Consider the following 13,082-nt stretch of genomic DNA (forward strand, 5'->3'; position numbering starts at 1 on the left):
GCGATCAGGGGGGTCAGGGCAGCAGGATCGCCTCGACCCGGCGGTTGGCCTTGCGGCCGTCCTCGGTGGCGTTGCTGGCTATGGGGGCCAGGTAGCCGACGCCATGGGCCTCGATCCGATCGGGCGCGATGCCATGGGCTTGGATCAGCCGTTGCCGGACGGCCTCGGCCCGCTGGCGCGACAGGGTGCGGTTCGTGTCCAGGCTGCCCTCGCTGTCAGTATGACCGACCAGCAGCAGCCGTTGTGTCGGGCGCGCCGCCAGCACCTGTGCCAGCGCATCCAGCGAGGTGGCAGGGCCGTCCTCCAGCCGCACGGCGCCCGTGGCAAACCGCAGGTCCGACAGCACCACGCGCCCGTCGCGGTCCAGCGTGGCGATGACATCGGCAGCGGCGGCGTCCATTTTCGGCGTGACGCTGTTGATCGGGGGCAGGGCAGGCAGGCCCTTGGTCGGCGCGTCGTCGTCGCCATCGCCCGGATCGGGGGCTGTGTCGGCGCCCTTCGTGTCGGCCTCCACCACCTGCACGTAGCCTGCGCTGCTGCTGCGGCTGACCAGGACGAAGACCATCTGCGCGGGCGCCTCCGCCGTGCCGCCGCGGCGGGCGGTCAGGGCGCGATAGTCGAACAGATCGACGTTCATCGCCGGCGGTTCGATCACCTCCAGCGCGAAGCGGAAGTCGAAACCGCCGCAGCGCTGCGCGGCGCAGTCCAGCACCACCTCGAAGCCGTTGTCCTGCAGCCGCTCGCGCAGCGGGCGCAGCAATTGCAGGCTGGTCACGTCGGAGGCCGGGACGACCCAGGCGCGGCGACTGATGGCGCCCTCGATGGCCTGCATCGGGGGCGCGGCGGCGCCGGTGGCGGGGCCTGTGGGAAAGGCGTAGCTGTCGGGCGCGCGCCGGCTGGTGGCAGTCTGGCGCGCGGCATAGGGCAGGTCATCGGGCAGGACCTCGGCGCGCGCCCTGCCGGGCAGGGCCAGCGGGACGGCCAGCAGGCCGAGCGCAAGCGCCGCCAGGCGCCACCGCCGCTGTCCCCGCCCCGCCGCCATTCAGCGTGCCTGGCCGTGGTATTCGGGGTTCGGGCGCATGTCGACGGCGCTGGCGATCCGGTTGGTCATGTTGAAGAAACCCGCCACGTTGGCGATGTCCCAGATGTCCCTGTCGCTGAAGCCTGCGTCGCGCAGGATCTGCCGGTCGGCCTCTTCGATCCGGGCGCTGGCCTCGGTCACCTTCACGGCGAAATCCAGCATGGCGCGCTGGCGCGGCTCCAGATCCGCCACGCGGTAGTTCATCACCATCATCTCGCCCAGCTCGGGCGTGCCCATTTCGCGCACGGCGGCGCCATGAGCGGTCTGGCAGTAGAAGCAGCTGTTGATCGAGCTGACGACCACCGCGATCATCTCGCGCTCCAGCTTCGACAGCCCGCTCTCGCCCAACATCAGGTCGTTATACAGGCCGGTGAAGGCCTCCAGCTTGGCGATGTCGAAGGCATGCGCCTTCAGCACGTTGGGCACCATCCCGAGCTTGTCCTGGCAGACATCGAAATACTTCTGCGTCCGTTCGGGCAGCGGGTCCACCATCGGCAGGTCGAGCGCGGTCACTTGGTCGGTCATGGGGTCTCTCCTCTCCTCATGACCCCTGACGGTAATGATACGTGCCGACCTGCGCCATGCCGAGCGCGCGATAAAGTGCGTTTCCGCCGGCATTGGCGCGGGTAACCACCACCGCCAGCTCGCGCGCGCCCTGGTCGCGGGCCCAGCGGGCGGCGTCGATCATCATCGCCCGGCCCATCCCGCGCCCGCGCACCTCCGGCGCGACCTCCAGCGCGTGCAGCATGGCGATGTCGCCGTCGATCCCGATATAGGCCGTGCCGCCGGGGCTGTTGTCGTAGCGTCCGATCAGCGAGGTCTTGGGGCAGGTGGCGCGGGCCATCACCTCCAGCCGGGCCGGGCCGATGCCGCCGGCGGCCCAGATCTCGCGCTGGATCGCCAACGGTTCCCAGGCGGTCAGGCTGACCCGTTCGGGGCTGGCGCCCTTGTCCAGCTCCGCCAGCTCGGTCGTGGCGCGGGCATAGATCCACACCGGGTCGAAGACGGCGTAGCCGCGCGCCTCCAGCGCGGCGTCCAGCGCCGCGTCGCCTGGCCGGAGGGAGAAGAGGGGCACCTGGCCCATCTCGCGCATCGCCGCCTCGGCGGCGTCGATCTGGGCCGCCGTCACCTCGCCGCGCAGGGCCGAGGCGGAAGAGACGCGCTTGCCCCCGCCACTGCCGCGACGCAGCACGAAGGGGTCGGCGCGGCGGATCTCGGCGGGGGGCCAGGTGGTATCGACCACCGACATCATCTCCTCGGTGCGGTCCGGGGCCTGCGCGGGGTCGGTCCCGGTCACGGGAACATCCCGGCCAGTTCGGACATGGCGGCATCGACGCGGGCGCCATCGGTGCCGCGGATGACGATATTGGCGCCGTAGACCCCGTCACGCTGGTAGGGGTAGCTGCCGATGGACAGATCCGGATAGCGTTCCGCCAGGGCCGCCAAGGGCTCCGCGATCTCTCCCTCGCCACGCTCGATGCGCAGGTTCTGCGACATCAGCGGCGTGCCCCCGGTCAGGGTGGGCAGCACGGTGGCCACCATCGCCTCGAAGACGGCCGGCACACCGGCCATGACATGCACGTTCTCGATGGTGAAACCGGGTGCGATGGAAACCGGGTTGTCGATCAGCCGGGCACCGGCCGGGATGCGCGCCATGCGCAACCGCGCCTCATTCACCTCGACGCCGCGCGCCTCCCAGTGGGCCACCAGCAGGTCGCGGGCATCGTCGCGCACGTCGATGCTGCGGCCGAAGGCCTCGGCCACGCAATCGGCGGTGATGTCGTCATGGGTCGGCCCGATCCCGCCGGAGGTGAAGACGCTGTCGTACCTGTCCGACAGATCCCGCACCGCGCCGACGATGGCGGCCTGATCGTCGGAGACCACGCGCACCTCCATCAGGTCGATCCCCACCTTGGTCAGCTCGCAGGCCAGGTGGTGCATGTTCGCGTCCCGGGTGCGGCCCGACAGGATCTCGTCGCCGATCACGATCATCGCGGCTGTGGGGTTGCCCATGACACCTCTCCTTGCTTCTGGTGGGTGGACAAAGCTATAGGCCCGCACCATGCGCTTTCAAACCCCTCTTCTGCCCGCGACGTTATTGCGCCGATACAAGCGGTTCCTGGCCGATATCCGGCTGGAGGACGGGCAGGAGGTGACGGCCCATTGCGCCAACCCCGGCTCGATGATGGGGCTGGCCGAGCCGGGCAGCCGGATCTGGGTGGAGCCCAACGACGATCCGAAGAAGAAGCTGAAATACGGCTGGCGTCTGGTGGAACATGCTGATGGCCATTTCACCGGCGTCGACACCGCCGTGCCCAATCGCGCCCTGCGCGAGGCGCTGCTGGCGGGTGGCGTGCCGGGGCTGGAGGGCTACGCCACGGTGCGCCCGGAACAGAAATACGGCGAGAAGAGCCGCATCGATTTTCTGCTGAGCGACCCGGCGCGGGCCGATTGTTATGTCGAGGTGAAGTCGGTGACCCTGTCGCGCCAGCCCGGCCTGGCCGAGTTCCCCGACAGCGTGACCGCGCGCGGGCTGAAGCATTTGCAGGAGCTGGCGCAGATGGCCCAGGCGGGGCACCGCGCGGTGATGCTGTTCTTGGTGCAGCGGACGGACGCGGAACGCACGGGCCTGGCGGCCGACATCGACCCGGCCTATGCCGCCGGCTTCGCCGCCGCCCGCGCCGCCGGGGTCGAGGCGCTGGCCTTTGGCTGCAACATTTCTCCGCAGGAGATCACCCTGGGGGCGCCCCTGCCTGCGCCGGAGGGCTGAGGGGCGGCGATATCGCTCACTCCGGGTCGCCGCTGCGCTCAGCGCCTATGGTCGGCGGCGCAGCTGTCTCCCCTCTCTGGCCTTTCCGGGCAAAAGCGCTTATTTCTGCCCCCGACGCGCATAGCGCCCCGCGCCGCCCTTCGGGGCCTGTCGCCCGGGCCCGCGCGCCCTATGGGCAAGCTTTCAGGGAATATGGTTTTGGAACAGGAACACAAAGGCCGCACGACGCGCGAAGGCATCCGCATTCACGACGCCTCGGATTTCGAGGGCATGCGCAAGGCAGGCGCCGTTGCGGCGCAGATTCTCGATGACGTGATCCCGATGATCGAACCGGGCCGGACCACCGCCGAGATCGACAAGTTCATCGAGGACAAGGTGACGGAATACGGCACCACCTCGGCCACCATCGGCTATCGCGGCTATCAGCACGCCTCCTGCATCTCGATCAACCACGTGGTCTGTCACGGCATCCCGGGCGAGAAGAAGCTGAAGGATGGCGACATCCTGAACATCGACGTGACGGTGATCCTGGATGGCTGGTACGGCGACAGTTCCCGCATGTACGTGGCCGGCAAGCTGTCGCGCAAGGCGGAGCGGCTGCTGCAGGTGACCCACGACAGCCTGATGATCGGCATCGAGGCGGTGAAGCCCGGCAATACCTTCGGCGATATCGGCCATGCGATCCAGACCTATGTCGAGGCGCACCGCATGTCGGTGGTGCGCGACTTCTGCGGCCATGGCCTGGGCCAGGTGTTCCACGCGCCGCCGAACGTGCTGCACTATGGCCGTCCCGGCACCGGTGCGGTGCTGGAAGAGGGCATGTTCTTCACCATCGAGCCGATGGTGAATCTGGGCCGCGCCGAGACCAAGGTGTTGTCGGACGACTGGACCGCGGTCACCCGCGACAAGTCGCTGTCGGCGCAGTTCGAGCATTCGCTGGGCGTGACCGCGGACGGCTGCGAGATCTTCACCCTTTCGCCCGGTGGCCTGTTCCACCCGACCTACGCGCAGAACTGAGGCGCGGCGGGTTTGGCGTGAGGCGGCGGCCTGTCCCATCGGGGCGGGCCGTTTTGCGTTTGGAGAGGGGGAGGGGGCGCTGCCCCCTCTTGAGCCTGCGGCTCAATTCACCCCCGGAGGATTTTTGACGACGTGAAGACAGGGGCGGGGGGCTGGCTGGAAGGCCGCGCGCTGGCCTCAGGCCTTTTCGAGGAAGGTCATGGCGCTGTCGCCGAAGCGGCGGCGGTCGAGGATGTCCCAGCCCTCGGGCGGGGTGATCTCGGCGCTTTCTTCCCAGACGATCAGGGCGCTATCGTCGATCCATCCCTGCGAAAGGGCGCTGGCCAGGGCCGGTTCGCCCAGCGACTTGCCATAGGGCGGGTCGAGGAAGACCAGCGTCGCGGGGGCGTCGGCGCAGGGCGGCAGGCGGGTGGCGCTGGCGCGCAGGATCGTCGTGCGGTCCTTCACCCCCAACTCGCGGATGTTTTCCGCCAGCAGGCGCCCGGCGACGCGGCCATCGTCGACGAAGGTGGCCTGCGCCGCGCCGCGCGACAAGGCCTCCAGCCCCAGGGCGCCGGTGCCGGCGAAAAGGTCCAGCACGACCGCAGCCTCCAGCGGGTCGCCGAAACGGCCGCCGGTCAGGATCGAGAACAGGCTTTCACGCACCCGGTCGGTGGTGGGGCGCAGGTGGGCGCCCGCGTCGCCCTTGCCGAGCGCCGCCAGGCGGCGGCCGCGGAACTCTCCGGCGATGATCCTCATGGGGTCAGAAGCTCCTTCAGGTTAGTGGCGGGATCGGCGATGCGCCCAGGGTCGGCGGTGCGGCCCGCCTCGATCAGGCGCTTGCCCACCATGTAGCCGCGCGGGTCGTTCATCGCGTCGACGGCCAGAAGCTGGTCGCCGGCGTAGTACCAGTGCGACCGGGCGCCCCGGTCGTCCCGGCGCGTGACCAGCCGGTCATAGCCGGTCGACAGGCCCGCGATCTGCAGCTTCACGTCGTATTGGTCGGACCAGAACCACGGATGGGGCGCATAGTCGCGCCCGGCGCCCAGCATGTTGTCGGCGACACATTCGGCCATGTCGATGGCGTTCTGCACGCTTTCCAGCCGCAGCCGCCCGACGCCGTGCGGGATGCTGGCACAATCGCCCGCCGCCCAGATATGCGGATCCGAGGTGCGGCCCGTCGCGTCGCAGGCGATCCCGTTGTCGAGCAGCAGGCCCGCCTCTTCGGCCAGCCGCGTCCGGGGCAGGATGCCGGTGCCGACGATCACCAGGTCCAGATCCAGATGCGTGCCGTCGCTGAGGATGGCGCCGCTGGCCGCGTCGTCGCCCAGCAGACGTTCCAGGCCGGTGCCTTCGCGGATCTGCACGCCGTTTGCCTGGTGGAGGGCGCGGAAATAGGCGGCGGTTTCGGGGGCGGCGACACGGCCCAGGATCCGCTCGGCCTGTTCGATCAGGGTGACCTGCATTCCCTTCTGTGCGGCCACCGCCGCGGCCTCCAGCCCGATATAGCCGCCGCCGACGATCAGGACGCGGGCGCCGGGCACCACATGGGGCGCCAGCCGGCGGATGTCATCCAGGGCGCGGACGCAAAAGACATTGGCCAGGTCCCCGCCGATGGCGCCGGGCAGGGGGCGGGGCCGCGCGCCGGTGGTCAGGGCAAGCGTGTCGTAGCGCAGGACCTCGCCGCCCGTCAGGACGATCTCGCGGGCGGCGGGCAGGAGGGCCTCGACCTCGCATCCGGGGCGCAGGGTGATGCCGTTGTCGGCGTACCAGGCCTCGGGCCGCAGGTAGAGCCGCTCTTCGGCCATCTCGCCCAGCAGGAACTTCTTCGACAGCGGCGGGCGCTGATAGGGGGGCACGGGTTCATCGCCCAGCAGGGTGATCTGCCCGTCGAAGCCCTGCGCGCGCAGACGAGCCACCAGGCTGGCCCCGGCCTGACCGGCCCCGATCACGGCAAAATGGCTCACTTTTTCACCTCCCCGCTGGTTGTCGGCGCGCAGGCAGCTATAGTCCTTCGCAGGGAAAACGCAAATCAACCACAGGACGGACAGATGACCATTTCCACCGGCGATACGCTCCCCGAGGCGACCCTGCTGACCATGACCGACCAGGGCCCGACGCCCGTGTCGATGGCCGAGAAGACCAAGGGCCGCAAGGTTGCGCTCTTTGGCCTGCCTGGCGCCTTTACCGGCGTCTGCACCACCGCCCATGTGCCCAGCTTCCTGCGCAACGCGCCCGCCTTCGCCGAGAAGGGCGTGGACGAGATCATCTGCATCTCGGTCAACGATCCCTTCGTGATGGCCGCCTGGGCCGGCGCCACCGGCGCGGACGAGGCGATTACCTTCCTGGCCGATGCCCAGTCGGAGCTGACCAAGGCCCTGGGCCTGGACTTCTCCGCCCCGCCGGCGGGCCTGATCGACCGCTGCAAGCGGTTCTCGATGCTGGTCGAGGATGGCGTGGTGAAGGTGCTGCACCTGGAAGAGAACCCCGGCGCCTGCGAGATTTCCGCCGGTGAGACCCTGCTGGCCGAGCTGTAACTCCGCGCGCCGCTCCCGACGGGCGCGGTGACAGACCTGGATGAAAAGAGAACGCCCGGAGCCTTGGTGGAGGCTCCGGGCGCTTTTGAAGGGCCGCAGTCCCGATACGGCGCTTCTACCCCGTCCGCACCTGGGCGCGCGGGTATGTCCCCTACCCGGCAGGCCCATTGCAATTGGATCGGTGCGATCCGCCAACCCCCGGTGTGCCCAGTGAGCTGACGTGGGGACAGGCTAAACTGTATACAGGCGAGAGGTCAATCACTTGTTTGAATGCGAATGTTGGCCACGGGTCTGGCCAGGCGTCCCGGTGACGGCGCCAGGCGCGCGCGACTGCAGGAACTTCAGCTGCGCCTCGCTTTCCACGGCTTCCTCGAAATGGCTGCGGACCAGCGCCACGGCAGCGGGGGCGTCCAGGCCCTGTTCGATCAGCAGCCAGGCGGCGGTCAGACCGCTGCGCCCGGCGCCGTACTGACAGCAGGCGGCGATGCGGCCGCCCTCGGCCATGATGTGGTGCAAGGTGGGGCCCAGATCGGCCCACTCCTGCAGGAAGTCGGCATCGGGCGCGTGAAAATCCGCCACCGGCAGGAACAGCCCCTCGATCCCCTGGCGCGCCAGCTGCGCGCGTAGCAAGGCGAAGCTGCCCTCGGGAAGTTCGCATTCCTCGGGCAGGACCAGCAGCAGGCGGACCCCGTGATCGGCCAGATCGGCAAAGGTGTCTTCCAGCGCGATCGGGTCGATATAGCCGCTGCCATCCACCCCGGTTTCCAGACCTGGAAACCCGGTCATCAGGCAGGCGCCCCCCCGGGGCATGGGGATGGCGGCCCTGACGGCAGAGCTGTCACGAGTGGCAATCCGCACTGATATCTCCTTCAAAAGTTGCCCATTGCTTGCCAAGCTCAACCCAAAGGGACATAAATATCCCCTGCTGTGAATGCTTTTCCAAAGGAACGGGCCGGGTGGCCGCGTACGAGTGACCTGAACGATGCGCAAGACCAACGCCGAGATCGCCGCCGAGGTCCGAGAACGGATCTGCCTGAACGGGGGCGCCGGCGAAATTCTGCTGCACGAGGGACAGCTGGCCACGGAGTTCGGGGTGTCGCGCACGCCGATCCGCCAGGTCTTGCAGATGCTGGCCTATGAAAACCTGGTCGAGACCCGGTCCGGCATTGGCACCATCGCCACCCCGCTGGATCCAGGCAAGATGGAGGCCGATTTCCGCGCCTTCGCCGCCATCCTCACCGCCTGCGGCAAATGCCCGACCGATCAGGAACACATCGCGGGGCAGGTCCTGGACCGGCTGCGGGATGCACGGCGTTTTCTGGACCGCTCGGTCGGCGCCGATTCCGCGCTGATCCGGGCGCTGTCGGCCTACCTGGAGGCAACCGTCTGGCTGGTGGGCGATCATATCCTGGCCACCGCCCTGCGGTCCGCCTACTGGCGGCAGGTCCGCTGGGGCCTTCATCCCGACCGGCCGAAGCTGGATGATCGCTTCGCGATCTTCCGGGACAGGCTGGACGATTGCGTGGCCCTGGCAGAGGCCGGGGACCCCATCCCGCTGTTGGCCAAGCTGACGGAGCTGCCGGTGTCGCACATGACGGGCCTCGACCCACAGGGCTGAGGGCGAGCCCGACGCGGGGGCGTCGCGCATCCGGCCACGCCCTGACAGCGAGCGCAACGAAAAAGGGGGCCACCGTGGCCCCCTTTCGTTTGTCGCAGGTGCAAGGTGGCCCTGGCTCAGTCCTTCTTGCCGGCCTCGACATCGGGCTGCAGCAGGGTGCGCGTGGGGAAGGGGATGTCGACACCGCCCTCGTCCAGCGCCTCTTTCACCTTGCGTTTCATGTCCGCCTGGAAGGCGAAGAAATCGCCGCTGTCGCACCAGACACGCACCAGAAAATCGACGCTGAAATCGCCCAGGTTGTTCACCTGGATGAAGGGCTCGGGCGTCTTGTGGGCGCGGGGATCGGACAGAATCGTGTCGCGGATGATCTGCTCGGCATCCTTCAGGTTGGCACCGTAGCCCACGCCAAAGGTCCACTCGGCGCGGCGCGTCGGGTAGATCGAGTAGTTGACGATCGTGTTCCCCCAGACCTCGCTGTTGGGAATGATGATCTGGGTGTTGCTGAGGCTCGCCAGCTCGGTGAAGTTCAGGCTGATGTTCTTCACCGTGCCCATCTGGCCGTTGACCTCGACGAAGTCGCCGTTCTTGATCGGGCGGAAGAAGATGATCATCACGCCCGCGGCCACGTTCGACAGGGTTCCTTGCAGGGCCAGACCGATGGCCAGCCCGGCGGCACCGATGACGGCGACGACGCTGGTGGTCTGCACCCCGAAGGTATTGAGGACAAAGAGGAAGGCAAAGGCGATGATCGCGTAGCGCAGGATCGAGCCCAGGAACTCGAACAGCGTGTCATCCAGCTGTTCGTAGCGTTCCGAGATATGGGTGATCCGCCGCTTCGCCCAGCCGGCGATGAAGAAGCCCACGAAGAGGATGACCAGCGCGGCCAGCACATTGCCGACGATGCCGGCGAGGAAATCCAGGGTCAGAAGATCGCCCAGGGTTCGTCCGTTCCAGATTTCGGTTTGCAGCAGGCCGTTCAGGCTATCCATGTTCATTACGCCAATTGATCCATTTTTCGTGCAAGTTTCGCGTCAGCTGCCGTGATGCCGCCCATGTCATGAGTGGTCAAGCGCACAGTGACCGTCTTGTAGACATTGCTCCAGTCCGGGTGGTGGTCCCACTTCTCCGCCCAGAGGGCGGCGCGGGTCATGAAGGCGAAGGCCTCGGTGAAATCGGCGAAGGTGAAGGTCTTGACCAGCACGTCGCCGTCACGTTCGACCTCCCAGCCGGTGTCGAAGAGGGGCCCCAGCAGGGTTGCCCTTACGGATTCGTCGAGAATTTCAGTCACTCCTGTTCCTCCTGTCTGTCGCGGCGGAAGGGGCCGTAGGCGGTCAGGACCTCGATGTCCTCGTCCACGGCGCGGGCTTCGGCCTCCAGGTATTGCGCGATCGCGCGGGCAAAGCCCTGATCGGCAACCCAGTGGACCGAATGGGTGACGCTGGGCATGTAGCCCCGCGCCAGTTTGTGTTCGCCCTGCGCCCCGGCCTCGACCCGTTTCAGCCCGCGGGCGATGGCGGCGTCGATGGCCTGATAGTAGCACAGTTCGAAATGCAGGCAGGGATGGTGCTCCAGCGCGCCCCAGTAGCGGCCGAAGAGCGCCTCGCGCCCGATGAAGTTCAGCGCCCCCGCGACGGGTTCGCCGTCGCGCAGGGCCAGCACCAGCAGCACGTCGTCGCGCATGCGGTCCTGCACCAGGTCGAAGAAGGCGCGCGTCAGATAGGGCGTGCCCCATTTGCGCGCGCCGGTGTCCTGGTAGAAGCCCCAGAAGGCGTCCCAGTGTTCGGGGCGCAGGGCGTCGCCGGTCAGTGCCAGGATCTCGCCGCCGAAGGCCTGGGCCTGGGCGCGTTCCTTGCGGATGTTCTTGCGCTTGCGCGAGCTGAGGTTCGACAGGAAGTCGTCGAAATCGCTGTAGCCGTCATTCAGCCAGTGAAACTGCTGGCTGGTGCGGTGCATCAACCCCATGGCCTTGGCGGCCAGCGCCTCTCCTTCCGTGCAGAAGGTGGCATGCAGGCTGGACAGCCCGTTATCGGCGGCGATCTGTACCGCGCCCTGGATCAGCGCGCTCATCCCCGCGGCCTCGTGGCCCGGTTTCACCAGGAAACGGCGGCCGGTGGCGGGGGTGAAGGGCACGGCGATCTGCAGCTTCGGGTAATAGTCGCCGCCGGCCTGTTCATAGGCATGGGCCCAGTTGAAATCGAAGATGTATTCGCCCTGGCTGTGCCCCTTGGCATAAAGCGGCGCCACGGCGATCAGCTCGCCGCCCTGGCGGGCCAACAGGTAGTGCGGCTCCCACCCCGTACCGGGGCCGACGGATCCGCTGTCTTCCAGCGATTTCAGGAAGCGCCAGGTGGTAAAGGGATCGACGGGAGGGCCGCCGTCCGCGGCCTCGGGACAGGCGCAGCCGTCCCACTCGGCCTCGGCAATGCCGCCAAGGCTGTTGAGCGTGCTGATCTCGATCTCCGCCGTGGCGCCGGGGGCGGTATCGGCAGCGGTCGGGTCCTGGGTGGGGTCGGGGCGTTCCATTTCGCGATAATCTGGCGCGCCCCGCCCGGTGTTCAAGCGGGAACTTCGGCCGCGAAGTGCTCGAAGGTCACATTGTCGGCATGGATCCGCGCCTGTGCCTCTTCCTCCGCCGAGCGGATGGTCCAGCAGAAGACCGGCAGGCCCTTCGCCCGCAGGGCTGTCACGCTGTCGCGGGTCAGGTCCTTCCATTCGTGGCTGATGAAGGACGACCCCGTCGGTTCGACCGCGCCCAGGGCCTGCATGTAGGCCTTCTCCTCCGCCGAGAGATGGGCGAAATGCTCTCCCTCGTAGGCGCAGGTGGTCAGGCCACGCGGCCAGTCGGGGGCCAGCTCGGCCAAGCGGCCGACCATGCGCGGGTTGAAGGACATGAAGGCCAGCGGCCCGTCATACCCCTCGACCAGTTGGGCGGCGCGGGCCTCCAGCGTGCCGGGGGCATGGGCGTCGCGCCCGTCCTGGTCCTTTAGTTCCACCAGCAGGGGCACGCGGCCCGCGACCTGGGCCAGGACCTCGGCGAAGGTCGGGATGCCGGCCTCGCCGCCCGACAGCGGGATGGCGGACAGCGTCGCCGCGTCCCGGGCGTCCACGTCGCCCGTCTCCGCCGTCACCCGGTTCAGCGTGTAGTCGTGAAAGACCATCGCCTCGCCGTCCGCCGACAGCTGCAGGTCGATCTCGATCCCGTAGCCTGCCGCCACGGCGGCCTCGATCGCCTCGCGGCTGTTCTCGGGGCGGCCCGCGTCCCGGTCATGGTAGGCCCGGTGGGCGATCGGCAGGCGCAGGAAGTCCTGGGGCAGGGCGGTCATGTCATTCGATCTCGAAGATGCCTTCGATCTCGACCGCGACGCCGAAGGGCAGCGAGGCGGCGGAGACGGCAGAGCGCGCATGGCGGCCAGCATCGCCCAGCACCTCGACCAGGAAGTCGGAGGCGCCGTTGACCACCTTGGGCTGGTCGCCGAAGTCCAGCGTCGAGTTCACGAAGCCGGTCAGTTTCACCGCGCGCTTCAGCTTGGTGAAATCGCCCCCACAGGCGGCCTTCACCTGGGCCAGAAGGCCGATGGCGCACAGCTTGGCGGCGGCGGCGCCGGCCTCGACATCCATGTCGTCGCCCAGCTTGCCCTTCACCAGGCCGCTGGCGTCCATGCTGACCTGGCCGGAGATGTGCAGCAGGTTGCCGACCTGCACGAAGGGCACGTAGTTGGCGGCGGGGGCGGCGGCGTCGGGCAGGGTCACGCCCAGCTCGGCCAGGCGGGTTTCGATCGCATTGCTCATGGGTAGCTCCTCTCAGGCTGTCGGCCGCGACGCTAGCGGGCAGACCTGCGATTGCAAGCCCAAAGGCCCGTCTGTTGCTGGGCGTTGCGGATCGGCCATGCGCCGCCGAAGGGAGGGCGCCTGTGCGCGGTGGCTACCGGGGCGAAGCGGGTGATCCATAGCGCTGGTCTCCCTGGCCATAAGGTCCGGGCCGTATGCCTGTCATGGGCTGCCGTCGTATGCCGTGTCGGAAGGGCCCTCTCGATGGCCTGGGCGGTTGCGACTGCCGGGGCTTGGCCCATCTCTTCCGGG

The 13,082-nt window shown here is 68.2% G+C and carries 16 protein-coding genes; 4 read left to right on the top strand and 12 right to left on the bottom strand.

Translation table 11 applies throughout. From position 1 onward, the window contains the following. Window positions 1–13: 13 nt before the first annotated feature. The 4 genes from LC066_RS08505 to LC066_RS08520 are packed head-to-tail and all read right to left on the bottom strand — an operon-like array spanning window position 14 to window position 3,094. A complete protein-coding gene (locus LC066_RS08505; RefSeq protein ID WP_224897962.1) occupies window positions 14–1,042 on the bottom strand; it encodes an OmpA family protein in 1,029 nt (342 codons plus the stop codon). Further along, entirely contained in the window at window positions 1,043–1,606 is a 564-nt protein-coding gene (locus LC066_RS08510; protein WP_085889023.1) for a peroxidase-related enzyme, read from the bottom strand. It abuts the gene before it with no gap. Between the two features lie 16 nt (window positions 1,607–1,622). Continuing rightward, window positions 1,623–2,378, bottom strand: coding sequence for a GNAT family N-acetyltransferase (locus tag LC066_RS08515; protein ID WP_318246708.1), 756 nt, complete (start codon window positions 2,376–2,378; stop codon window positions 1,623–1,625). Next, window positions 2,375–3,094 (bottom strand): competence/damage-inducible protein A, encoded by a 720-nt coding sequence (locus LC066_RS08520; RefSeq protein WP_224897964.1) that lies wholly within the window; start codon window positions 3,092–3,094, stop codon window positions 2,375–2,377. Before LC066_RS08520 ends, LC066_RS08515 begins: the two co-directional genes overlap by 4 nt. Window positions 3,095–3,143: 49 nt before the next feature. Between LC066_RS08520 and sfsA the strand changes: the two genes are divergently transcribed. Together sfsA and map are read left to right on the top strand one after the other, a co-directional pair. Continuing rightward, entirely contained in the window at window positions 3,144–3,851 is a 708-nt protein-coding gene (gene sfsA / locus LC066_RS08525; protein ID WP_224897966.1) for a DNA/RNA nuclease SfsA, read from the top strand. Between the two features lie 198 nt (window positions 3,852–4,049). Next, the gene (gene map / locus LC066_RS08530) at window positions 4,050–4,868 is read left to right on the top strand and encodes a type I methionyl aminopeptidase (RefSeq protein WP_412103233.1); all 819 of its coding nucleotides are present in this window, start codon (window positions 4,050–4,052) and stop codon (window positions 4,866–4,868) included. 177 nt (window positions 4,869–5,045) lie between these two features. Here the strand turns inward: map and rsmD are convergent, their stop codons facing one another. After that, window positions 5,046–5,606: a 16S rRNA (guanine(966)-N(2))-methyltransferase RsmD gene (rsmD, locus tag LC066_RS08535; RefSeq protein ID WP_224897969.1), complete on the bottom strand. Its 561-nt coding sequence runs from the start codon at window positions 5,604–5,606 to the stop codon at window positions 5,046–5,048. After that, a complete protein-coding gene (locus LC066_RS08540) occupies window positions 5,603–6,814 on the bottom strand; it encodes an NAD(P)/FAD-dependent oxidoreductase (protein WP_224897971.1) in 1,212 nt (403 codons plus the stop codon). The genes rsmD and LC066_RS08540 overlap by 4 nt, the downstream gene beginning before the upstream one ends. Before the next feature lie 84 nt (window positions 6,815–6,898). Here LC066_RS08540 and LC066_RS08545 point away from each other — a divergent pair, with 84 nt between their 5' ends. After that, window positions 6,899–7,384 (top strand): peroxiredoxin, encoded by a 486-nt coding sequence (locus LC066_RS08545; RefSeq protein WP_224897973.1) that lies wholly within the window; start codon window positions 6,899–6,901, stop codon window positions 7,382–7,384. Window positions 7,385–7,642: 258 nt separating this feature from the next. On the opposite strand, the gene LC066_RS08550 is transcribed toward LC066_RS08545, so the two are convergent. Continuing rightward, a complete protein-coding gene (locus tag LC066_RS08550; protein WP_224897975.1) occupies window positions 7,643–8,170 on the bottom strand; it encodes a hypothetical protein in 528 nt (175 codons plus the stop codon). Window positions 8,171–8,366: 196 nt separating this feature from the next. On the opposite strand from LC066_RS08550, the gene LC066_RS08555 reads away from it, so the two are divergent. Next, complete coding sequence (locus LC066_RS08555) at window positions 8,367–9,002, top strand: winged helix-turn-helix domain-containing protein (RefSeq protein WP_224897977.1); 636 nt, start codon at window positions 8,367–8,369, stop codon at window positions 9,000–9,002. A 116-nt stretch (window positions 9,003–9,118) separates the two neighbouring features. Here LC066_RS08555 and LC066_RS08560 read toward each other — a convergent pair whose 3' ends face one another. The 5 genes from LC066_RS08560 to LC066_RS08580 are packed head-to-tail and all read right to left on the bottom strand — an operon-like array spanning window position 9,119 to window position 12,791. Further along, complete coding sequence (locus LC066_RS08560) at window positions 9,119–9,991, bottom strand: mechanosensitive ion channel family protein (RefSeq protein ID WP_224897979.1); 873 nt, start codon at window positions 9,989–9,991, stop codon at window positions 9,119–9,121. A gap of 5 nt (window positions 9,992–9,996) precedes the next feature. Then, a complete protein-coding gene (locus LC066_RS08565) occupies window positions 9,997–10,290 on the bottom strand; it encodes a 4a-hydroxytetrahydrobiopterin dehydratase (protein WP_224897981.1) in 294 nt (97 codons plus the stop codon). Continuing rightward, window positions 10,287–11,525 (bottom strand): GNAT family N-acetyltransferase, encoded by a 1,239-nt coding sequence (locus LC066_RS08570; RefSeq protein WP_224897983.1) that lies wholly within the window; start codon window positions 11,523–11,525, stop codon window positions 10,287–10,289. The genes LC066_RS08565 and LC066_RS08570 overlap by 4 nt, the downstream gene beginning before the upstream one ends. Before the next feature lie 32 nt (window positions 11,526–11,557). Next, the gene (locus LC066_RS08575; RefSeq protein WP_224897985.1) at window positions 11,558–12,325 is read right to left on the bottom strand and encodes a glycerophosphodiester phosphodiesterase family protein; all 768 of its coding nucleotides are present in this window, start codon (window positions 12,323–12,325) and stop codon (window positions 11,558–11,560) included. A 1-nt stretch (window position 12,326) separates the two neighbouring features. Beyond that, on the bottom strand, window positions 12,327–12,791 hold the full coding sequence (locus tag LC066_RS08580) for a RidA family protein (protein WP_224897987.1): 465 nt from the start codon (window positions 12,789–12,791) through the stop codon (window positions 12,327–12,329). Between the last annotated feature and the right edge of the window lie 291 nt (window positions 12,792–13,082).

This window comes from Pseudooceanicola marinus, from assembly GCF_020177265.1.
GTDB classification, from domain to species: Bacteria; Pseudomonadota; Alphaproteobacteria; order Rhodobacterales; family Rhodobacteraceae; genus Pseudooceanicola; species Pseudooceanicola marinus_A.